This window comes from Clostridium sp. AF32-7AC (assembly GCF_003477925.1).
GTDB lineage: Bacteria > Bacillota > Clostridia > Lachnospirales > Lachnospiraceae > Otoolea > Otoolea fessa.
The window spans coordinates 100,463-122,891 of record NZ_QUEG01000001.1 but is presented as its reverse complement, the minus strand read 5'-3'; the positions used below and the strand labels follow the sequence as shown (position 1 = coordinate 122,891).

General features: G+C 48.9%; 26 protein-coding genes. 1 reads left to right on the top strand and 25 read right to left on the bottom strand.

Annotated features, from left to right (window positions below; all coding sequences use genetic code 11):
* Positions 1-2 precede the first annotated feature (2 nt).
* The 23 genes from cpaB to dapF (DWZ45_RS00495) form a co-directional block, all read right to left on the bottom strand.
* Positions 3-842, bottom strand: a complete 840-nt coding sequence (gene cpaB / locus DWZ45_RS00605) for a Flp pilus assembly protein CpaB (protein WP_117498521.1) — start codon at positions 840-842, stop codon at positions 3-5.
* A 167-nt stretch (positions 843-1,009) separates the two neighbouring features.
* Positions 1,010-1,471, bottom strand: coding sequence for an A24 family peptidase (locus DWZ45_RS00600; protein ID WP_117498519.1), 462 nt, complete (start codon positions 1,469-1,471; stop codon positions 1,010-1,012).
* Position 1,472: 1 nt separating this feature from the next.
* Complete coding sequence (locus DWZ45_RS00595) at positions 1,473-1,670, bottom strand: DUF6133 family protein (RefSeq protein WP_338126564.1); 198 nt, start codon at positions 1,668-1,670, stop codon at positions 1,473-1,475.
* An 88-nt stretch (positions 1,671-1,758) separates the two neighbouring features.
* A complete protein-coding gene (locus DWZ45_RS00590) occupies positions 1,759-2,097 on the bottom strand; it encodes a SpoVG family protein (protein WP_117498518.1) in 339 nt (112 codons plus the stop codon).
* 87 nt (positions 2,098-2,184) lie between these two features.
* Positions 2,185-2,745, bottom strand: coding sequence for a YodL domain-containing protein (locus DWZ45_RS00585; protein WP_117498516.1), 561 nt, complete (start codon positions 2,743-2,745; stop codon positions 2,185-2,187).
* Positions 2,746-2,761: 16 nt separating this feature from the next.
* Positions 2,762-3,322, bottom strand: coding sequence for a hypothetical protein (locus DWZ45_RS00580; RefSeq protein WP_066545430.1), 561 nt, complete (start codon positions 3,320-3,322; stop codon positions 2,762-2,764).
* Positions 3,323-3,325: 3 nt separating this feature from the next.
* A complete protein-coding gene (locus DWZ45_RS00575; protein ID WP_066545428.1) occupies positions 3,326-3,604 on the bottom strand; it encodes an AbrB family transcriptional regulator in 279 nt (92 codons plus the stop codon).
* The gene (locus DWZ45_RS00570; protein ID WP_066545426.1) at positions 3,601-3,864 is read right to left on the bottom strand and encodes a hypothetical protein; all 264 of its coding nucleotides are present in this window, start codon (positions 3,862-3,864) and stop codon (positions 3,601-3,603) included. The genes DWZ45_RS00575 and DWZ45_RS00570 overlap by 4 nt, the downstream gene beginning before the upstream one ends.
* On the bottom strand, positions 3,861-4,841 hold the full coding sequence (locus tag DWZ45_RS00565; protein WP_118467106.1) for a DNA adenine methylase: 981 nt from the start codon (positions 4,839-4,841) through the stop codon (positions 3,861-3,863). Before DWZ45_RS00565 ends, DWZ45_RS00570 begins: the two co-directional genes overlap by 4 nt.
* A 33-nt stretch (positions 4,842-4,874) precedes the next feature.
* Positions 4,875-5,246, bottom strand: a complete 372-nt coding sequence (locus tag DWZ45_RS00560) for an LPD28 domain-containing protein (RefSeq protein WP_118467104.1) — start codon at positions 5,244-5,246, stop codon at positions 4,875-4,877.
* Entirely contained in the window at positions 5,247-6,434 is a 1,188-nt protein-coding gene (locus tag DWZ45_RS00555; protein ID WP_227589616.1) for an antirestriction protein ArdA, read from the bottom strand.
* Positions 6,435-8,066: a DUF6329 domain-containing protein gene (locus DWZ45_RS14600; protein ID WP_227589617.1), complete on the bottom strand. Its 1,632-nt coding sequence runs from the start codon at positions 8,064-8,066 to the stop codon at positions 6,435-6,437.
* Positions 8,060-8,755, bottom strand: a complete 696-nt coding sequence (locus tag DWZ45_RS00545; RefSeq protein ID WP_118467102.1) for a hypothetical protein — start codon at positions 8,753-8,755, stop codon at positions 8,060-8,062. Before DWZ45_RS00545 ends, DWZ45_RS14600 begins: the two co-directional genes overlap by 7 nt.
* Before the next feature lie 29 nt (positions 8,756-8,784).
* Positions 8,785-9,057 carry a hypothetical protein gene (locus tag DWZ45_RS00540; protein ID WP_118467100.1) on the bottom strand — a complete coding sequence of 91 codons (273 nt, stop codon included), beginning with the start codon at positions 9,055-9,057 and terminating at the stop codon, positions 8,785-8,787.
* A 94-nt stretch (positions 9,058-9,151) separates the two neighbouring features.
* The gene (locus DWZ45_RS00535) at positions 9,152-9,712 is read right to left on the bottom strand and encodes a hypothetical protein (protein ID WP_118467098.1); all 561 of its coding nucleotides are present in this window, start codon (positions 9,710-9,712) and stop codon (positions 9,152-9,154) included.
* 304 nt (positions 9,713-10,016) lie between these two features.
* Positions 10,017-11,432 carry a 23S rRNA (uracil(1939)-C(5))-methyltransferase RlmD gene (gene rlmD, locus DWZ45_RS00530; protein ID WP_118467096.1) on the bottom strand — a complete coding sequence of 472 codons (1,416 nt, stop codon included), beginning with the start codon at positions 11,430-11,432 and terminating at the stop codon, positions 10,017-10,019.
* Between the two features lie 32 nt (positions 11,433-11,464).
* On the bottom strand, positions 11,465-12,847 hold the full coding sequence (locus tag DWZ45_RS00525; RefSeq protein ID WP_118467094.1) for an MATE family efflux transporter: 1,383 nt from the start codon (positions 12,845-12,847) through the stop codon (positions 11,465-11,467).
* A 131-nt stretch (positions 12,848-12,978) separates the two neighbouring features.
* Positions 12,979-13,611 carry a cytidylate kinase-like family protein gene (locus DWZ45_RS00520; RefSeq protein ID WP_022358543.1) on the bottom strand — a complete coding sequence of 211 codons (633 nt, stop codon included), beginning with the start codon at positions 13,609-13,611 and terminating at the stop codon, positions 12,979-12,981.
* A 169-nt stretch (positions 13,612-13,780) separates the two neighbouring features.
* Complete coding sequence (locus DWZ45_RS00515) at positions 13,781-14,581, bottom strand: N-acetylmuramoyl-L-alanine amidase (RefSeq protein WP_118467092.1); 801 nt, start codon at positions 14,579-14,581, stop codon at positions 13,781-13,783.
* A 72-nt stretch (positions 14,582-14,653) separates the two neighbouring features.
* Positions 14,654-15,454, bottom strand: coding sequence for a diaminopimelate epimerase (gene dapF / locus DWZ45_RS00510; protein ID WP_118467090.1), 801 nt, complete (start codon positions 15,452-15,454; stop codon positions 14,654-14,656).
* A gap of 46 nt (positions 15,455-15,500) precedes the next feature.
* Positions 15,501-16,055: an ANTAR domain-containing protein gene (locus DWZ45_RS00505; RefSeq protein WP_118467088.1), complete on the bottom strand. Its 555-nt coding sequence runs from the start codon at positions 16,053-16,055 to the stop codon at positions 15,501-15,503.
* A 31-nt stretch (positions 16,056-16,086) separates the two neighbouring features.
* On the bottom strand, positions 16,087-17,406 hold the full coding sequence (locus tag DWZ45_RS00500) for a glutamine synthetase family protein (RefSeq protein WP_118467086.1): 1,320 nt from the start codon (positions 17,404-17,406) through the stop codon (positions 16,087-16,089).
* Between the two features lie 220 nt (positions 17,407-17,626).
* A complete protein-coding gene (gene dapF / locus DWZ45_RS00495; protein ID WP_022358537.1) occupies positions 17,627-18,487 on the bottom strand; it encodes a diaminopimelate epimerase in 861 nt (286 codons plus the stop codon).
* A gap of 505 nt (positions 18,488-18,992) precedes the next feature.
* Here dapF (DWZ45_RS00495) and DWZ45_RS00490 point away from each other — a divergent pair.
* Positions 18,993-19,934 (top strand): AraC family transcriptional regulator, encoded by a 942-nt coding sequence (locus DWZ45_RS00490; RefSeq protein WP_118467084.1) that lies wholly within the window; start codon positions 18,993-18,995, stop codon positions 19,932-19,934.
* A gap of 15 nt (positions 19,935-19,949) precedes the next feature.
* Here DWZ45_RS00490 and ytvI read toward each other — a convergent pair whose 3' ends face one another.
* Both ytvI and DWZ45_RS00480 read right to left on the bottom strand, forming a co-directional pair.
* On the bottom strand, positions 19,950-21,065 hold the full coding sequence (gene ytvI, locus DWZ45_RS00485) for a sporulation integral membrane protein YtvI (protein WP_118467082.1): 1,116 nt from the start codon (positions 21,063-21,065) through the stop codon (positions 19,950-19,952).
* A 38-nt stretch (positions 21,066-21,103) separates the two neighbouring features.
* Positions 21,104-22,294 (bottom strand): pyridoxal phosphate-dependent aminotransferase, encoded by a 1,191-nt coding sequence (locus tag DWZ45_RS00480; RefSeq protein ID WP_107001247.1) that lies wholly within the window; start codon positions 22,292-22,294, stop codon positions 21,104-21,106.
* Positions 22,295-22,429 lie beyond the last annotated feature (135 nt).

Genomic DNA, 22,429 nt, shown 5'->3' with positions numbered 1-22,429 from the left:
GCTTATTCCACCCCACTTTCCTCGGTTTCTTCCAAAGCGGCCTCATTTGTTTCTTCTTTTGAAGATTCTGTCTGCTCTGTTTCTTGTGTGATCTCTCCTTCTGCCTCCTCTGGAGCATACAGTTCTTCCAACACCTGTTCCTGTGCCTCGATAAACTGTCCCGCACTTGCCGCATCCCCCCGGTACACTAAGGACAGGTGCAGCTTTCCATCTGCCTCCAGCTCTGCAAGCACCTTGGACTGTTCCGGTGTCACTAAAAGCGTTACTGTTCCCGGAAGTTCCCTGTCCGCCCCCTCTTCCAGTTCTTCCCCTGTATTGGCATCATAGCCGCTGTTTGCAGTTACTGCGATGACCTCCACATACTGCAGTTCTGCCGGGATTACCGTCATGCCCTGCTTTTTATAATCCGGTGCGATGACAGAAACGATATCACCGCTCTTAAGTTTGCCCGACAGGCCATTGGCAAACGCCTTGACCGTTACGGAAATCGCCTGCTTTTCTCCAGTCAGGTGATACAGATAGGCATTTTCCGCCGCCGGTTCCTCTGCAATCTTGGAGGCAAGAATGTAATCCCCTGGTGCCAGGTCTGCCGATGCAAAGGCTCCAATCACCGTATCCAGCTGTTTTACTACATCCTCCGGCAGGTTATAACTGCCAACCTCCACGGTTTTTACCATATCGGCTGTAATCTCTTCCCCACTCCGAATGGGCTTGACCACACGGACGATCTCCTTCTTCTCACTCATGGTCTTTTGAAACAATGGCGTGACCACAAAACAGATGATCAGGGACAGCACAATACAGATCACACCGATGACCGTCCGGTTCTTCAAAACTCGCATAGTTGTTCCTCCTGCTTTGATTTTTTCGTTTTTCTTTTTACTGGGCGGACAGTAAACATCCGCCCGCCCCTTTTCTTACCAGCACCCGCTTCTTTTGCGGCAGAAAATTACAGCAGTTAACACCACAAGGGGTACAGCCGCACAAACGGCAATCCATCTTTTTTTCTTCATTGAATCCGTCCTCCCATCTTCATACCATAAGCAGCCACAGCCCCTACTGCCAGAAACGGTCCCACAGGAAAGGGGAGATTCCCTTCCTTTCCATGATGCCGTTCCCATAAGTGGACGGCTGCACCATACAAAACAAATCCGGTCAACCCCAAACAGGAAGCTGTCAGACTGGCCCGAAGCCCAAGCACCAGCCCCATCGCCCCTGCAAGCTTTACATCTCCCCCACCGATCCCCTTTTCCTTCTCACACAAAAGTGCGACCAGCAGATAGGGAGCTGCCCCCAAGATCCCAAGCAGGTTTTTGGGGGAAAACTGCAAAAGAGAAAGCAGGGCAATGCCTGCCTGAAGCCGGTCCGGAATGATCCGGTACCGCAGATCCCAGACAGACACAAAAGCCAGCAGCGAAACAAACAGCACCGCCTGTAATACCAAAGGAACCGGCACCCTGCCTGCGGCCATATCAGCCACTGTAATCAAACATTTCCTGCACACGTCTTACCAGGGTCGGCAGGACGGTATCATTAAACAGGGCATAAAGTCCTGCCAAAAGCAAGGCTCCTAACACCACCGCAATCAGGATCTTGATGGCAGTGTCCACATATCCCTCACCGGATGTTTCCTTAAGCTTGTTTTTTACCTTCCAGGCGTGCATAACCATTGCGTTCCGATAATTTACCAACTGTTTCTTGATATTCTTCATTCCTGTTTCCTCCTTGATTCTCTTTCTGTTCTTTTTCTGGTTTCCTTCATAGACCCGCCATCTGCGGGCCTGCCTGTTCCTCCTGCGGGGCTGCCGTCTGTGGAGCTGCAGTCTGTGCCATGGTCAGTGCCTGCTCATAAGCTCCAAGCACTGCCTGATGCAGTTCCTTGCGAAATTCTGCTGTCACAGGAAAACAGATATCTTTATACCCATCCTGTGTCTTGCGGCTGGGCATGGATACAAACAGCCCATCCTTACCGCCCTCTACGATTTTGATTCCCCGGACGGCAAAACAACCGGCGATCGTGGCGGATGCAATGGCTCTGGTTCCTCCCTGTGACCCTGGCGGGTACATGGATGTGATCCGAACATCTAAGTTTGGCATACGGATGTTTCCTCCTTTTTCTCTTTCTGTTCATAACATGATCCTTTCTATATCTATTTCAGCAAAACAGGCTTCCATGGCTGCCTGTTAATACTGCATAGTCGGGGTCTGTCCCTGATTCTGGCTCTTCCCAGAAAACTCTATTTCCTGGAAATCATAGCGGTTCACATAAAAAAAGGAACTCCCGGTTTCATCATAGAGTTCCAATACATCACTGATGGACAGCCCATGCCCGGTATATCCGGATGGCGGGTGATAGCGGAATTTATCATACAGTTCTTCCAGGTCATTGGTGTCAGATGCCCCTTCATAGACTTTCATATAATGCTCCGGCTGGGGCGGGCCGTACTGATGAACCAGCAGGGCAAAGTCAATGAACTTCCTTTGGACATCCACATCCCCTTTCAGCTGCCAGACCCGCACATCTTTTAATCCCTGGGATATTTCCGGATCCACAGCCCCAGCTGTCAGCCGGTCGAAAATCCCGTCCTTCCACTGGATTTCCTGAATACTCGTTTGCTTTCTTAAAAAGCCCTCCAGCTCTGGTCCCTGAAACATCGGATCCACTACGGCACAGCCTTTCGTTACCCGCCCGGCCCGGTTTCCGTAATACAGGATGATCCCATTCTCAATCCGAATCTGCTTCACGTCTCATCCCTCTTTTCTAAGCCATCCGAATCCCCCCATGCCCTTGCGTCTGTCGAAACTCCTCCAGGGTCTGTACATCCGGAAAGAGCATCTGTCCTTCCTGCATCTCTAAGACGGCAAAGTCATCCCTGTCACAGATCATGATCCGGTGCTGATAGTCCTTCTGCATCATTACATACTCCCATGCCTCCTCCGGATCTGCCAGCCACACGCCTGCCGCATACCGGCCATCCGGCAGAAAACTGTAACCGGAATATTCCGGTGAATGTTCCCGAAGATCCTTTGCACCAAAAGGACGGATCTGGGACAGCTGAAGTCTGGCCGTTTCTCCCAGCAACTCCGGTTTCAGGATGCCGATCACATCCCGATGCCAGCACTTCCATACTTCTCCAGTAGACAGAGATACCAGCTGGGCAATGGAATGCCTTGGATTTTCCGTCCCCTGGACACCCGTGCAGAAAAAGAGCTGTCCCGGATGGTTCCCCGGCAGTGCCCTGGGAGCCAGGACAACCACCCGGCTTTTAAGAGAAACCTCCTCCCCTATCCCTACACAATCCTTTTTCGTAAACTCCTGCATGATCTAATCCTCCTTTTTCTGAAGCAGGCTGCTCAGTTCCCCGATCAATTCCAGCCGCAAGCTGTCCGGCATGGACTGAAACGCTGCACGGACATAGGATTCCACTGCTTCCGGTGACTGGTCGCCTACTTCAATGACATGTACCTTCCGGACGGTTATCTTACCGTCTGTCATCCCCAGACAGACAATATCCCCGTAATCCATCTTTGCTGCATCCCGCATTGCCTTGGGGATCAGCACACGCCCTTTTCCATCCATCAGCCGATAAACCGGTTTGCTCATCCAATCCCTCCTTTTCTTCCCATCAATGCCTCCACTTCATTCTCTGCAATCCCCAGCTGGTCAAATACCTCCATCAGGGGCCTGCAAACCATCTGCACCGGGGTTTTCGTTCCAATCAGAATGACACCGGGAACCGTCTCAATCACCAGGTTGCCGTCCGTTGGGATCCCCGCCGCCGATAAAAGCACCCTCGGAATGGAAAGTACGCCGCCTTCCCCCGGATCCACGGTGTTTGCCCCCTTTTTTTCTTCTGTTTTCATAGCACCTCTCTTTCCGGGCTGACTTCTGCCCGAATCTCATAATGGTCGGTTTCCCCGTCTCCCCATATGCCAAACAGATCCAGCTGTCTTGGTCGTAACCGTTCCCGCTCGCCTGGATCATAGTTAGTAATGATGACTTCCGGGAACTCGCAGCCTCCCTCATACCGCTGGGCCAGGTTATTGATACGGGTAACAGCTGTAATAAAATATCCATCATACAGATCCCGGATAAACGCACAGTCATTGTAGCTGACCATCCACTTGCCCTTACACTCTGCAAGGGTATCCCGGAGCCGTTTGTGATCTTCCTTCCGAAACACCACCGCATAGTGTCCTTCCGTTTCGTAGTAAGGCGGATCGCAATAAAAAAAGGCACTGTCCCGGTCATACTGCCGAATCAATGCCTCAAAGTCTTTATTTTCTATTACGGTATCTGCCAGCCTGCGGGATGCCTGCCAGATGGTGTCAAAGCAATTTCTCACATCAAAGGGACGGCAGCCAAAGGAGGTGCAGCCGCTTCCATAACTGTAACGGATCAGCTTAAAAAATGCAGCCGCCCGTTTTACATCGGTTACCTCTGCATTTTCAAGCAGGATTGCTTTCAGCTCCTCATAATCCAGCGGCATCAGATGCTTCTCTGCCAGTTTTAACTCCTCTCCTAAAAAGCGAGTATCTGGTTCCTGCTTGTCGATAAAGTTACGGATGATAGTAAATTCATCCCTGCTGTTTAAAGGCAAAAATCCCAGTTCCTTTAAGAAAGCCCCTGTACGGTTCTTCACGCAATAAAACAGATTTGCCAGATTTGAATTATAGTCATTGTAGATCTCCATGCACCGTTCATCCGGCGGCTTCCCAAAAAGAACCCAGCCTCCGCCGCCAAACACTTCAATGTAGCGGTCAAAATTTGCAGGGAACATGGTATAGGTCAGGCTGCGGAGTGCTTTCTTCCCGCCAACCCATGAAATAAAACTGTTCATGTCGCATCACCTCTCCTTCCAGTGGTAGTATATTCATGGCTGCATGGTCATTTCTCCGTCTGATGGCTGTGGTTCTAATCGTGCCTCCAATTGTTCGGCTGTTTCTTTCCGGAATTCCGAAAGGCTCATGTCCTCTCCAAGATATCCCCAGTCCTCCGGATAATAGCTTCCTGACTCATCCAGTGGAAACGGTGTTTTGCTTAATATCGTTCCCCAATGGTTTACCAGCACAAACGGCTTGATCTGTGCCATACTTCCGTCAAGGTTATCAGAATCTCTGACATCATAGCAAAAAATCCCTTCCGGAACCGTATCCCGGTCAAGCCGCATATTGGTAAACAGCACAACATTATGATCAATCTCCGCCAGTTCATACTTCTGTGTATTGGCATCCAATCCTTTCATTTACATTCCTCCCATCTGCATGGATTCTGTCTGACTGTATTTTGATACGAACGAGTTCTCGTTGCGTAAGATCATACCGTATGCGGTCTGGATATGTCCGGCTTGCTGCATCTGCCGCTCACCATATCCCATAAAATCGAACATGGCAAAAGCCGGATCGTTTGGATCGATTCCAGCTTCTCTGAAAATATATTCCGCATATGCCGCAGGGGAGTACATCTTGGGATCAAAATCATAACAGTCCAGATTTTCTGCAACATCCAATGCAAAATCAATTTCATTGCGGATTTCCAACTCCAATGCCGCCTTGAATTTTGCCAGAGTCCTTTGATCCGGAAACGCCTGTATTTTCTGCGCCAGAGCATTGAGCTTTTCCACATCCTCATCACCGGCAAGGGGATAGGGAAAAGCGGTGCTGATACTGCCCGCTATCAGGCAGTTATCAAAAGAGTGTTCGCCCAGCTGTTTCAGCACACTCTGCATTTCCTGCTCTGTTGCAGGCAGTTCCAGCCATATGCCGGCTTCATCCGGCTTGTCAAGACTGCTCAACAGAACAGCTATCACGCCTTTGGGCATATCAGGAATATCCGGCAAATGAATTCCGTCATACCATTCCTGATGCGGCATACGGTTTGGGAATATATATCCGGCTTCTGTATAAGTTCCCATATCCGAACGCCGCATTTCCTGCCCGACTTTTTCTTCATCCAATAAATCCAGCACATCTTCCGGTAACCCGCTGATTGTATCTAACAGGTCATTTTCCAGTGCAACATTTCCCAAAGTCCTGTCATCCACAACACCGGGACGGTATTCATAGCAGCCCAGATTGTGCGCCAGGTTAATGAGTTCTTTCATTGTAACCGGTGTATCGATATCTTCTTCCTGACGCAGCTGAACCGCACCTGCCAAAGTTTCAATCTGGAATTGATCCATCCGGCTGATCTGATACGCCAACAGGTTTACTTCTTCAAGGGACAAATCGTCCATATCGTTTATGATCTGCTCTAAAAATTCCGGCCATCCGCTGTCACAGTCCACGATGTACTCCGAGCCTGTTTGAATCTGTGCACGATATTTTGCATCTGCTATGGCACTCTCTGTTGCCGGCAGAGAAAGGGTGATACCGCCATAATATCTGTTTTTTAGCAGACTCTTATTGGCAAGATACACTTCCGGTATTCTCATCTACATCCCTCCCATCTGCATACCCGATTCCTGTTCCAACCCCTTTAGCTGTTCTTCCGTAGCAATAAAAAAATTATTTCCTGAATTCCAGAAGCTGACATACAGCTCTCCCTCCGGGGTTTGGATTGGGTGCTGTTCAAAGCCCTCACCCCAACCGTCGCTTTCCTGACCACGCCAATACTCTTTGACTGCTTCCAACTCTTTTTCAGAAAGACTTCCATAGCTCTGTACTTCCAGAACACCCCATAGTTCGCCATGCCAGCTTTCTACGGTTGGATTCATGCAGCGGATTTTTCTTGCCAACAATTGGTTATCTAAGTAAGCAGCCAAACCGCGATCCCCTTCACTTTCCATATACTCTTTCAGGATTTGTTTCTGAATTTGATCTTCATAGCTGCATAATTCTGCCGGACTGACTTCCTCAGACTCATTGGAAATATCTCCCCAGTCATCTCTGGAATAAATCTCGGCGGTCAGAGGACTGAACAAACGAGTCTGCTCCATGTACTCCGGAAGCTGACAAATTGGGCAGTCTTGTCGGACTACAAAACCGTATACGGTTTGTACTGCTCCATCTCGGTCCATTCGTTCTTCTCCAAATCCTTCTAAATCCGTATAATCCTCTAACTGAGGATCAATATAGATGTTTTCTTTTTCCATCAAAAAATCGGCATAATCTTTGGCTGTTTGGACATCTTCCGGAAGGATTTCATATTGCTCCAGATTCTTTGTAATTTCCATAACGGATTCCATCGTATCAGGCATCTCTGCACACAATGCAGCCTTTAACTTTTCCAATTTAGATTCGAAATCTGTAATCTGCATTTTTTGAATCTGATAAGAAAAAGCATTCAAATCTTCTATCCGATAGGAAACCGGCAAAAAATTTTCCAGCAAGGCTTTCGGGCTGTGAAGGCTTATGATACTTGCCGCATTCAAATCATTCACCTGCAGGTTTTCTCTTGCCAGTTCCAACATTTCTTCCGAAGCCGGCAAAGACAGGGAGTAGGTGTTGGGATGGGTATCCGCATAGGCAGAAGTATATAGACGCAGTTGAAAAACAGCATCCCGGTCGTAATCCGGTTCCGGAAGAGAATGCCCCTCATAGATGATCTGCAGTGCCTCTCCTGTACGCATAACATAGCCGGATTCACTAAAGTTCCCGGCATGGCTGTCCTGATACGCCTGCCCGATCTGTTCTTCATTCAGAAGCATTACAAATGCTTTGGATAGCTCCTGTTCTCTTTCGATCACTGCCCGGCCCAACTGCTTCGTATCCTGAACGCCTTCCCAGAGCCGGAACTTATCCAGATTACAGGATAAGTTCACAATCTCCATAATGGACAGCGGTTTTTCGATGTTTAAGGCTGCAGTAAAGATATCTTTTTCTTGGTTGGTCAATCCCTCAATCCTGCGGTTCAAAAAATCCAGTTCATAACGACTTTTCTCGGTATCAAAAAATTTCCCTTTTAAATGTACGTGGAGATCATTTACAGAAGTTTCTGCAGCCGCAATCTCCAGAGGAGCATCCCCAAGTACAGAGAAGAGATGCTGAACTGTTTGATAGCTTGCAGGAAAGTTAAGCCATGCTCCTGCATCTGTTTGTGGATTCCTTAAATATACATTCAGCATCGTTTACTCCTTTCCGCACTCAACACACCGCATCCATAACGGCGAATCAAAAATGCTGTGATAATCAGTTCAAATGTCATATCACCAACCAGTTCCGGATCAACCAATTCAGACAGACTGATGTGTTTGGTTCCCTGATATAAATCCTTTGCAGTATGGAACAGCACATACCCATTCAAATCCACGCCGTGAATGTGAATCTTTTGAAAATGGATGATATCCGGTTCGATTGCGGATATTGCTTTTCCCCACAGGAATCGGTCTGCAGACAAAAGATATAATGCGGCACACATGGCATCTTCTTCTGCTGTCCGGATATGACGCTCCCATAAAGGTTCAAACCGTTCTCTGTGACCGGCAAGGAAAAAGCAGGGATGCGACTGCACTGACAGCCGGGCCACACGGCTCACAAACGTGCTGACGCTTACCTCTGCTGTCAACCTTTCCAACAGTTCTTCAAGTGGCACACAGCCTGCCACAAGCCGTTCACGCAGGCAGATACAGCCATCCGCTTTTTCACATTTTCTTTTTCTGCTTTTGTAGGCACATAAGCGGCAGTCACAATCCGCCGCGCTGTACCGGAAGCGGCTTACCGTCAATCCGCTTCCCCGCGGATGAAAACCGGGGATGCGCTGCATTTCCAGTTCTATCCCTGCGTATGGGGTGTCACTCATAAATCTTGCGGTCATAATATTCTCACTCCTTGTTTTTGAAATTTTTATTGAAATGTCATTCCGCCTCTTTCCTGCGTCGGTGTTTCCGATTGCTCTAAGGCCGCAGCCGCTTCTTCCTTTGAATGGAATAATCTTTGCGGAGAAGCTCGATAAAAAAGCCCGGTATGGCTGCGTACCCCGAAATACCTCCCGTCATAATTCTCCACGGTATATTCACAGGTGCTTTTCTTGGCTTTATTGGTGATCATCACGCAAGTATCACCTTTGTTCCATCCATATGGAAAATCGGAAACCTGCTCTTGCTGTCTTGTTTTCATAATTCTCTGCCATCCTTTCTTCTTACCAAAAATGTGCAATAAAAAAGACCGGTCATCCTGAGTTTCCGACTGACCGATCCTGTTGTTTGCTATTTTAAGAAAAATCCATTTTCATACCTTCTTCCGGCTCTGAGGATGTGATATTCACATAATCGGCAATAATCATCAGCGCTTCCTCATAGCTGTGACATTCTCCGCCTGTGATTCTCTGCCGCATTTTTTCCGCCTGCTCATACATTCCATTTTCTTTCAGAGTTCGGGATACGATTCCCATTAGATTAAAAATATTTCCATCTTCACCAATGAGCGGGCAATCCGGTTTTGCCTGCTGCTCCTTTGCAAAACCGCCCAGTTTGTTTTCCACATAATCGGAGAGCCATGTCCCTCCGAATTGCTCATGGCTTTGGATTCTCCAGACAGCAAGTTTTCCCATATCCAGTTTGTGTTCGCCAAAAACAAACAACAGATTCGTAAGCCCTTCATGCTGAAAAACTGCCACATCGTCCAGCGGCTTTTCGTCTAAAAGAATCCCCTGCTTCCTGAGAATTCCATTGATCCCATCTACCCATTCCTGAAGGTCACCGCCGCAGCCTTGCAGGATCAACCCCTCTTGATGACTCATATTTTTTAATTCTTCCGTTGTAATCGTTTTCATACCAGGCTCCTTTCCTTATGTGCGATTTTGAATCTGAACACAAAAAAAGACCGGTCTCACTCATCCAAAACGGATCGAATGTTTTCCGGTCAAACTTCTGATATGCCCATAAAACAGGCATATATAAAAGAGAGGGCAGGCAGGTTTCTCATCTACTCGTCCTCTGATTTTTCTGTTTTCATCTGTCTAAAACCCGATGTCATCTGTGAAAAGGGCAAAAAATAAGGGGCAAAAACGCTCGTTTTTTGCCCCATTTTTTGCTGATTTTTCTCGAAAAACCACAACATCTTGTGGTTAATAGGTGTTATTCCTTGTCGCTACCACAATACGTCATCATTATCACCGTCTCCACATGCCCCGTCCACCCAAACAAATCCACCGGCCATGCTTCTTTCGCCCGATAACCATGCTTTGCGAATACTTTCAAATCGCGTGCCAATGTATCCGGACCGCAGGAGATGTATACCACCCGTTTCGGCTGCATAAGTGCTACCGAATCGATAAATTCCTCGGTACTTCCGCTTCTCGGCGGGTCCATAAATACCACATCTGCACTCTCGCCTCTGGCTGCCATATGAGACATGAACCGTCCGGCGTCATTGCAGAAGAACTGTGCATTGGTGATGCCGTTCTTCTTCGCATTCTGCACTGCATCCCGCACTGCATCCTGATTTAACTCTACGCCGATAACTTTGCCCGCGTGTTTGCTGGCAATGAGACCGATCGTACCAATACCGCAATAAGCATCCAGTACCGTCTCCTTGCCTGTAAGTCCTGCCAGTTCCATCGCTTTTCCGTACAGCTTCTCAGTCTGAACTGAGTTAATCTGATAGAAGGAACGGGACGAAATACGGAACCGGAGTCCGCAGAGTTCATCTTCGATATATCCTTTTCCATACAGTACATGTTCTTTGTCCCCCAGTACCATACTGGTGCTTCTGCCGTTGATATTCTGGACAATCGTAGTAATTTCCGGGTGCTTTTCACGAAGCGCCTTGACGAAATTGTTCTTCGACGGGAATACCGGAGATGCTGTCACCAAAACAACCAGAATCTCGCCGGTTGTGAAGCCGCGGCGAATCAATACATGACGCAGCAGACCGTATCCGGTGTCCTCATCAAAAACACGAATCTTGAACGAACGAAGCATACTCCGGATCGTCACGATGATCTCGTCTGCTTTCTGATCCTCAATCTGACAGGAATCCACCGGAAGAATCCGATGTGTCCCCTCTTTGTAAATGCCAGAAATCGGATTGTTTTTCCGATCCAATCCAAATACCGCATGAACTTTATTGCGGTAATGATACGGCTCTTCCATTCCAATGATCGGACGAACCGGACAGACACCGCCCAGCAGTTCTTCCATGCGCTTCTGTTTTTCTTTTAACTGCTGATCATAGGTTAAATGGAGATACTGACAGCCACCGCACTCACGGTAAATCGGACATTTTGTTTTTCCACGCTGTCCACCACGAACCGTTTTCTGACCGTCTTTTTCCCCTACATTTCGTTTCCTGTCCCCATGTGTGCCCCATTTATCCTCAACTCCAGACACTTTACGGGCAGATTTTCCCTGTTTTTCCCCATTGACTCCCACTTTTGCACTATTCTTGGAAAATCCAGTTGTTTTCTCCCCCCGGCCAAACGATTTCTTTCCTTCCGTTCTTTTTCCATCAGAACCATTCCCTGCCGTCTTCTTCCATCCTGTTTCTTTCATTTTTTCTCACACTTTCTTTCTTCGCTTATCTTCTACGCCTCTCCCAACTCTGCTTCCGTCTTCACGCCCTTAAAATTCTTCTTCCAACGTTCTTTCTTAAAATGCACCGCGTAAATGAGTCCGCGCACGCATTCATCAGCTGCCATTGCAATCCAGACGCCTTCCAGCCCCCAGCCGAGCTTGCTGCCGAGCAACCAGGAGCCGGCGGCAGCTACGACCCACTGGAAGGTGATTCCGACCGTGGTCGGGGTCAGGACATCGCCGACCGCAATCAGGCATTTGGTCATAACAATGTTGACCGCGCGCCCGATCTCCAGCACAATCTCAATCACCAGAATCCGCCGTCCAAGCGCAATGATCTCCGGGTTGTCTGTGAAAATCAGGAAAATGTATTTGCCTCCCAGGCACATAAGCACCGCCATACCGACACATGCCGCAATCGCAACCTTCAGTGTCGCATTCACTCGTTTCTGTATATCATTCAGACGGCGCGCGCCGATCAGGTAACCCAGCACAATCTGGGTTGCCGTCGCGATCGCCATCGCATAGACATAATCAATATTGGCAAAAATCGTACAATATCCCTTGGTTACAGTAACCAGCGTGCCAAAGGAATTAACAATTCCCAGAATAATCATCTGGGAGAGATTGTATGAAAAACTTTCGACCCCTGTCGGAATTGCCAACAGGCAGAGATTTTTTAAAATCTGCACCGGAAATGGACGCAGATAACTCATTCCCATTTTGACGCGGCGGCTCTTGAAAAACATTCCGATCATCAATGCCAGACCAACTAACTTACTGATATCCGTCGAGATCGCCGCCCCGACCGCCCCAAGCTGCGGCATTCCGAACCAACCGTTGATTAAAATCGCATTTCCCACAATATTCATGGCATTCATGATAACTGATATAATCATGACTTCCTTTACCATGGCAAATGCGCGGATCATCGCTGAGAAGGTCAGATAAAGTCCCTGCACCAGAATAAATGCGCCGACAATCAGCAGATACAGCGACGCCTCATCAAAAACCTCCTCCGGCACATGGATCGCCCGGTAAAGCGGCGTGTGCCCGGCAAAAACCAGAATCGTTGCCGCAAGACTGACGCCGCCGATCAGCACGAGCGAGACCATGCAGGTCCGGGATGCATTTTTTTCATCCTGCGCGCCCAGATACTGGGACAAAATCACGGTAACCGCCGTCGATGCCATGCTCAGCACGATAATCACCAGGTTCATGATCTGGTTCGCATTGACAATCGCCGCCACCGAGGGCTGCGACACCCGGCTTACCATCATCTGATCGACGTTTCCGACCAAAAGCTGCAGTAACAGCTCCACGAAGATCGGCAGCGACATCAGAAATAAATTCCGGTTCGTATTCATTTTGTCAATATCATTTTGATATTTCATATTTTCCCCTTACTTGTAATAATAGCAAAACAGCACATACAGCCGTCCAAACACTCTCGTATTCGCCCGGCTGCATGTGCCATTTTACACGATACTATATTGAATTGCAAGTGGAAGTCATTCTTTTTCCCTTACAAAAGTCCCCTCATTTTTAAATAATCCTTAATCAACTGAACCGCCCCGTCCACACCAATCTGCGTCGTATTGATCAAAAGGTCGTAATTCTCCGGTTTCTCCCAGTCGCGCCCCGCATAATAACGATTATAATCGCGGCGTTCCCGGTCGATCCGGTGGATATTTTTGAGGACATCTTTGTCCGCGTAGAGATTCCGCTCACGCACGCGCTCCTCGCGCACCTTGATATCCGCGTAGAGGAACACGCGAATCAGTCCCTCGGTGCCGTCCAGCACATAATCCGCGCAGCGGCCGATGATGACGCAGGATTCCTCCGCCGCCAGCTTCCGGATCACTTCCGACTGGAAGCGGAACAGATTGTCGGCTGAAATGAGATCGGAACCGAACGACGGTGCGCCCTTTTCCGGCGTCAATGTATTGATAATCTTGTATAAAAGCCGGTTGCCCGCCTTCTCGTCTGCCAGATGGAAATAGCTCTCTTTGATACCGCTCTCATCTGAGTTCATACGGAGAATGTTCTTATCATAAAAACTGATCCCCAGATCTTCCGCCAACTTTTTGCCCGTATCCGCACCGCCGCTTCCATACTGCCTCGCAATCGTGATGATAATTTTTTTCTTCTCTGACATACCAAACCCCTCCCTTTATCTACAAGAAAATGCATGTTGCTTTCTATCTTCAGCATACCATAATGAGGGGATTTTTTCCATTCATTTTTACAAAAAGCGCAGCAAAAATCAATCAAATAAGTTATTCTATTCTTATTTTCAGATAGTGCCTGTTTTCAGCTTTTTTCCCCTACTTCACCTCCCTCTCATATAAAAGCACCGTCGGAAATCCCGCCTTCCGCAGTTCCCGTTCCATCCGCACAGCGTTGTCGAGATTTTTAAACGCACCGACCCGAAGCTTGAAATACGTCCCATCGTACACCAGAAATGCAGGGAATCCCATACGGCGCAGTTCTTCTAACTGCTGCTCTGCCAGCGATCGGATGCGGTACGCCCCCGTCTGGATCTGGTAATAATAGTCGCTCTCTTCCACCGGACGGCGATCCATGTCGTCATCGATTACATTTAGAATCCCAGATGCAACCGCCGCCGCAATTTCGTCAAACTGCGCGTCAAACCGCTTGTTATCCTCCGGATTGTCGATAAATCCGACTTCAACCAGAACCGCCGGCATCTGCGTTTTCCGCAGCACAATCAAATCCGGGCGCTCGATCACGCCGAGATCCACATATCCGGTGCGCGCCAGCTCTCTCTGGATTGAATCCGCCAGCTGTTCTGATTCCCTGCCTGTCTTGTACACCAGCGTCATGACGCCCGAACCTTTTCCCGGCTCACTCGCCGCATTGCGGTGCAGGGAAACAAAATAGTCCGCCTCCGCCTCATTCCCCATCTCTGCTTTCTGGTAAGGCGTGTCATAGACGTCCGTCGTCCGCGTATAGACGGCATTCACCCCATTTTCCTCGAGAATCCGCCCTACTGCCAACGCCAGACGCAGGGTATCGTCCTTTTCCATCCGATCCTCAAATACTGCTCCCGGATCTTTCGTTCCGCCGTGCCCGGCATCTATCATCACTTTCTTTTTTTCTTCCAAAAGAAAAGACTCCTCTCACATATCGTTGTACTACTACCATATGTGAAAGAAGTCCCAAAGTTTCCTGTTTAATTATTCCTCATACTCCCCGCTAAACACTTCCACCGCCGGTCCAGTCATGAACACGCGGTTTTTCTCGCGGTCCCAGCGGATCTGCAGGCAGCCGCCCAACAGCTCGACCTCAACCTCATCCTCCGTATGTCCTGCCAGAATAGATGCAACGGCAACCGCGCAGGCACCCGTTCCACATGCCATCGTTTCGCCGGATCCGCGCTCCCAGACACGCATTTTTACGTGTGTGCGGTCAATGACCTTGACAAACTCGGTGTTGGTACGATCCGGGAAACGCTTATGGAACTCGAATTTCGGTCCGATCGTCTCCAGTTCCAGGGAATCAATCTCATCCATAAACAGAACGGCGTGCGGATTTCCCATGGAAATTCCGGTAAATTCGTACCCCGTTCCATCTACCTCGATCTTCTCCGGAAGCTCGGAAGTCTGCTCCGGCTCGCCCATATCGACGGTGACCGCCGTTACTTTGCCATTTTCGACCTTCATATCCAGATATTTAATCCCGGACAATGTCTCAACAAAAATCTGCGGCTTGTCCACAATATGGTGGTCATACGCATATTTTCCCACACAGCGGATGCCGTTGCCGCACATCGCGCCTCGGGAACCGTCCAGATTGTACATATCCATGCGGCAGTCTGCCACCTCGGATGGGGTAATCAGAATCAATCCGTCGGAACCAATTCCAAAATGGCGGTCACTGACGGCAATCGCCAGCTTCTCCGGATCGTTTACCGTTTCTTCAAAACAGTTGACATAGACATAATCATTGCCCAGTCCCTGCATTTTTGTAAATTTCATCGTTTTTGCTGCTCCTTCTGCCTTTTTGATCCTATTGTAAAGGATCTTACGCCATTTTGTAAAGACTGATTACCATTTGTGCCGCCTCAATAAGGCTGACCTGGCTGTCCATGCTGCATTTCTGCAGATATTTGTGCGCCTCCGGCTCCGTCATCCGGTTCCGCTCCATCAAAATAGCCTTTGCGGTGTCGATCGCTTTCTGATCCTCTTCCCTGCGCTTCTGCGGCGGCTGGCGACGCATCCGCCGTCTTTTTTCCGTCTGTGACTGCTCAATCATGCGGACCGTCGAAACTAAATCTCCCATTTTAAACGGTGCCGGCAGGCAGACAATCCTTCCCATCGCTTCGCCGCTCCACCGGCTCGGGGAAGCAATGAGAAGCAAATCAAATCCCGGCGGCAGCTGGTCGGCAAGCTGCCGGCAGGTCATATCACCAAACCGGTAGCCGCTCACCACAATCCCGCTTCGCAAATCATCGGTTGACGCTAAAACCTGCGCGCCCGATGTGCAGGAGGCTGTGACCTGTATTCCATGTTTTACGAGTATATTTCTAATATTTCGTCCGTCCTGCGGCTTCGAAAATGCTACTATGATGTTTCCCACGTGGTCTCACCTCACTGCGATTTCGTACCCCCTAACAACGATACAGATATTCCGCTGTCTCCCAATCCGTCACATAGGCACAGAAGCGTTCCCACTCCTCTTTCTTGCCCTCGCCGTACATCCGGCAGAACTTTTCCCCAAATACACGGTGTGCAAATTCATTCTGATCCAGCTTCTGGAGCAATATCCCCAATGTCTCCGGGAACCGCGGCGCATTCTCATCGCCCGCTTCTTCATCCAGCACCAGCGCCTTCTCGATTCCTTCCAGTCCTGCTGCCAGGATCGCCGTCAGCGCCAGATACGGATTCGCAGACGGATCCGGGAACTGCACTTCCACGGAAATACGTCCGTTCCGGTCTTCCTTCACATGAACTGCCTTTTCACTTCCTTTTTCCCACACAGCCGCCGGGAACTCCGGCTGGAACACCGTGCTCCGCTCTGCCGCCAGACGTTTGTATGAATTGACGGTCGGATTCGTGAAAATCATCATATCGCTCAGATTTTTAAGCACGCCTGCCGCAAACTGCTTCGCCTGCGCCATCGCCTCGGCGCCCCGTCTGGAAGAGATCGACACGCCCACATGAAGCCCCGATCCGTCGCCGCTCATGTTTGGCTTCGGCATAAAAGTCGCATGCAGACCATGGCGTTTCGCAATCCGTTTGACCGCCGCCTTGAACGTCTGTAAATAATCTGCTGCCTCAATGCCCCGGCGCGCCGGAAGGACGAAGCTGTGCTGTCCGGCAGTCAGACCATGATGCGTGCTCTCGACCGCAAATCCTGCTTCCTCCAGGCTCAGAACCATGTCCCGGCGGACGCCCTCTGCCAAATCGATCGGTCCCGCGTCATAATACCCGGCAACCTCATGCGTCACCGTCGTCGGTCTCCCATCATCATCCGTGTGAAACAGATAAAACTCACACTGGAAATCAAAATCAAAGTCCAGTCCCATCTTCTCGGCACGTTTTACCGTTTCCTGTAAAATATGACGCGAATCCGTCCAGGACGGCGTCCCATCCGCATTGCAGACCTGGCAGATCACGCGCGCTACATTTTCCTGCCCGGAATCCCACGGAAGAACCTGATACGTTGATGCATCCGGCTTCAAGTACAATTCCACACTCTCGCTCTGGTCCGTCAGATACTCCGGCGCCGCCGCGCCCTCGATCCCAGCTTTCTGTAAGCCGCCGAGCGCAAACCGGTTGATTGCATACCCCTCTTTCATCGCTTTTTCCGCCTGCCCCCGCGTCATCTGGACCATTTTGCACTGTCCAAAAATATCGGTAAACTGCAGCTTTACCAAATCAACATCTTCATCAAAAAAAGGTTCGGATCGGTTCGTATTCTCTCCCATCGCCATTTCCTCCTATAAAAAACGAGGCAGCTGTCTCTGTTTCCAGTCAGCCCCCTCGCCCTCTTTTCATATACGCCCAAAATTTTCCTGCCTATACAGCCCCAAAAATTTCAAGCATACGTTTATGATCGTTTTGCTGTGTGAGAATGCCCCTGTCATTCTTTTCACAATTTTTATAAATAAAATATAGCAGTCCGATATTTTTCTGTCAAATACTTTTTTATTTAATCCGCAGCTGTTCGCTCAATTCATTTCCCAACTGGATATGTCCCACATAGCCGACCTCGCCGACCATGTAAACCATGCCGTCCTCCTTGATTTCCACTTCCAGCGTGCCACCCGGCATATGGACGTACATATGCGGATCGGCAAGTCCCAGGCGGTATGCCGCACTCGCCGCCGCGCAGGCGCAGCTTCCGGACGCCAGCGTATATCCAACGCCTCTCTCATAGATCTCGATCTGGATATTCGTCCGGTCAAGGACATTTAAAATCTGCGTATTGACCTTTTCCGGGAAATATTCGGATGTTTCCGAATGCTCGCCGATCCGGCACACCATTTCCTTCGAAATCTCATTCATCCAGATAACACAGTGCGGATTTCCCATTGAAAGACAAGTCGTGACATACGGAATCTTTCCAAATACCATCGTCTGGTTTACCATCTCCCGCCGCTCGCCGGTCACCGGAATCTCATCGCTCCAGAACGTCGGATGTCCCATCGAAATTTTCACACGGGTCGCATCCTCGTTGAGATAAAAGACTGTCTCCTCGCCTCCCAGCGTTTTCCAGGAGATCGTCGTTTTCTGCACATATCCCGCGTCCCGCAGATATTTTGCAAAAATACCCATGCCGTTGCCGCTCTTCTCCGCCTCGCTGCCGTCCGCGTTGTAGATGCGTACATAAAAATCATTCTCCCCCAGATATGGGCCCGCCAGAATGCCATCCGCGCCGATGCCAAAATGACGGCTGCACATCTTCTTGATATTCTCCGCATTCAATTCCAAATCATTCTTATTTGGATCAAACACCAGGTAATCATTTCCCATACAGTGATATTTTTCAAGCACAACCTGTTTCATCGCGATACCTCCTGCCCCTTTTAATCAATACCATAAAAATCTTTCATCGTAACTGTTCAGTACCTTCACAGTCACGCGCAAAAATCCATTAAAATTGCCTACGGCAATGGGATTTTTGCCTGCTGACCCATGTTTTCGTACGGTCAGCGCAGTAAATGCGCAGACCTACTGAACAGTTACCTTTCATCAATGATTTCTATTCTACTTCCGTTCTCGAAATCACTTTATCATGCATATCCATTTATATTTTGAATATGTCTGCATTTTCATAATATTCCATCTATGCTTTCTTTAATTTCAATTTTAAGAAAATATAGCAGCTTTTAATAGAAGAATCATGCTTTAAATATTGCATATAATGCTATATAATATGAACTAAGAAATGAAATATCTGTGTTTCAAAACATATTTATCTCAGAGGAAAACAACAAACTCAATGCATTTATACAAGATATAATTTCCCGCAACAATCAACCTGCAATACACTCAAAAAAGGAGTCCCCTTATGTCAGAAAATACCACCCACGAATCCCCCGCCTACGAAAAACGCGGCTACCTCAACCACGAATTCCGCCTCTTCCACCTGCGCGGGCAGATGGATACACCGGTTGCCTACCACTATCATGATTTCCACAAAGTCCTGATCCTGTTAAATGGCGAAGCAGACTACATCGTGGAAGGCCGTTCCTACCACCTCCGTCCGCTCGACATCGTCCTCGTCGGCGCGCACTGCCTGCACAAGCCGGTCGTGCCATACAAAAGCCGATATGAGCGCATCATCCTCTACCTGTCGCCGGAATGCCTGGATGCATTCTCCTGTGCTGACTGTGCGCTCGACCTCTGTTTCCAGCTTGCCAGAGAACAGCAGTCCGATGTTCTGCGCCTCGGTTCCCTTACCATGACGCCGCTCTTAGAGGCGCTGTCAAGACTGGAAAATGCCTATCAGGCAGGTGGTACAAATGACAATGGCACAGACAATGCTAACTTTGAATCCCTTGGTGGCAGCAGTTATGGATCCGAGCTTCTTCTGCGTTTATTATTCCTGGAATTTATGGTACACCTTGATCGCGCCGCCTCCGAAAACCATCGGGAATACGTTCCGACCTCCCCTTCCGGCGAAAAAATCCTGGAACTCATGCGCTACCTCTCTGAACACCCAGAAGAAGACCACACCATCGACCAGCTCGCCGCCCGCTTTTACATGAGCAAATACCACATGATGCGCCTCTTCCGCCAGGAAACCGGCTACACCATTACCGAATACCTGACTGAAAAACGCCTCCAAAACGCAAACGAGCTCCTGCGCCGGGGCACCCCCGTCACAGAAGCCTGCTATCAATCCGGATTCCGCAATTATGCTGCGTTCCTCCGGGCATATAAGAAAAAATATCGCGATACGCCGCATAATTTATCCAGATTAAATTACCAAGAAAATTTTACTATATAATAAGGAAACTTCCCCCTATTCTTCCCTCCGGAATTTCTGAATCGACTCCATCAGCATTCTGAAATTCCGGATCATCGAATCAAACGCCCCATATTTATAAAAATTGATAAAGACAAGCCCCACCGGCACCGCCAGAATCATGCCTGTCAGCCCGCGCAGCTTAAATCCCAGATACAAAAGAAACAGCGTCATCAGAGGCGGCAATCCCATCGACTCCCCGACGATCTTCGGCTGGATGATCTGACGGACGACCTGCGTCAGGATGTAGAGCAGGATAAGCCCGGTCGCATACGCATACTCCCCCGCAAACAGTTTCACAACCGCCCATGGGAACAGCACCGTTCCCGTTCCAAAGATCGGCAGAAAATCCAGAATCGCCGTCAAAAACGCCAACAGGACACCGTAGCGGACACCCAGCACCAAAAATCCTGCCGCGAGAATCAGCGCCACCACACACATGATACGGAATTGTGCCAGAAAATATCCACCAATCAGTCCCTTTGCGTCCCGTTTCATATACTCGATATAGCGGAATACAAATGCCGGAAGATGCTCTTTCAGCCACCGCATGATGGACTCCCGGTCCGCCAGAAACAGGTACGAAGACAGGATAATAATGACCATATTTACCAGAAGATTCGGAATACTCTTCGCCACATGTCCGGCGATCTGCACGGTCGGTTCCGCCGCCCGCGATACCAGTTTTCCAAACAGACCATCCAGATTATCCGAAAATGCCAGCAGCGGCGGTTGTAAATTCTGCGGAAAATATTCTGCAAGCTTGCGCCCATTCTGCAATGCATTCTCGATCTCAGCGATCACACTCTGATATATTTCCGGTGCATCCGCCAGAAAACTTCCCATTTCCCGGTAAACCAGAAGACCCGCCCCGTAAAAAAGACCGATCACAATCGCCAGCGCCGCAATAATGATCAGCATCGAGCCGTGGCGCCGCACCAGCTTCACGCGCCGTTCCAGAAACCGCACCAGCGGATTTGCTAAAAGTGCCAGAATCCATCCGACCACAAACGGCATGAAAAAATGCAGAAGTCTGGGACCTAAAAAGATGACCAGACATAAACCAAGGAGCGGAATCACAATATTCAGAATCATTCTAAAACATCGTTTCATCTCATCCTTTTCCTTTCCAAGACGATGATACAATTTCGCTATACCAGATTATAGTGTTCCGCAATCTTTCTGAATGCCGGAAGCGATCTCTCGATCTGTCCATATGATACGCAGTATGCAATGCGCACATAACCTGGGCAAGCGAATGAACTTCCCGGTACTACCAGTACATTGTACTGTTTGCATACCTCACAGAATTCCTTCTCATTCTCCACTGGAGATTTCACAAACAGGTAGAACGCGCCCTCCGGCTTGATGCAGGAAAATCCGCACTCTTTCAATCCGTTGTAAAGCAGGTTACGGTTGCGGTCGTAAGCTTCCAGATTCACATTCGCATCTACGCAGCGCTTGATGACTCTCTGCATCAGGGATGGCGCATTGACACAGCCCAGAACACGGTTCGCAATCGTTGCCGCCTGGAATACGTTTGCGCTCTCATCCATCTCAGACGGGATTACCAGATAACCGATACGCTCGCCCGGAAGGGACAGAGACTTACTGTAAGAGTAGCAAACCACTGTATTGCGGTAATATTTTGTCACATACGGTACAACCGCGCCGTCGTAAGCCAGCTCACGATACGGCTCATCGGACAGAAGCACGATCGATGTACCAAATTCCTTCTGTTTCTTTTCCAGAATTGCTGCAATCTTCTGCAGTGTTTCCTCGGAATAAATAACGCCGGTCGGGTTGTTCGGGGTGTTGATGATCACTGCCTTGGTCTTTTCGTTGATCTTTTCCTCAAATTCAACGAGATTCGGCTGGAAATCCACCGTATTCGGAGATACAACCACCAGCTCGCCGTCATAGTTGCGGACATAGGAACCATACTCTACAAAGTATGGTGCAAAGGTAATGACCTGCTCTCCTGGATTTAACAGGGTCTTTAAAATGACATTCAAACCACTTGCCGCACCGACCGTCATCAGGATGTTGCCTGCGTGAAAGGAGGTGCCGAACCGGCGGTTTAACGACTGAGCGATCGTCTCACGCACATCTTCATAGCCTGCGTTGGACATATATCCGTGTACAAACAGGGAATCTTCTTCCTTTACGATATCCTGAATTGCCTGATTTACCTCTGCCGGAGCCGGTACGCTCGGATTTCCAAGGCTGAAATCAAACACATTCTCACGTCCATATTTCGCCGCCAGCTTATTGCCCTCTTCAAACATCATACGGATGGCGGAGTTATTTTTCATAAGCGGTATCATTTTTTCTGAAATCATTGGCTTGCCCTCTTTTCTGTAAAACTGATCAATGCGGCAATTCTATCTGTATACAAGCAGCACTTTAACTTACTGAATTGTCGTCTTTTTGTTATTATAGCAGATTTTATTTCACTTTTATATCTTAATCCATAT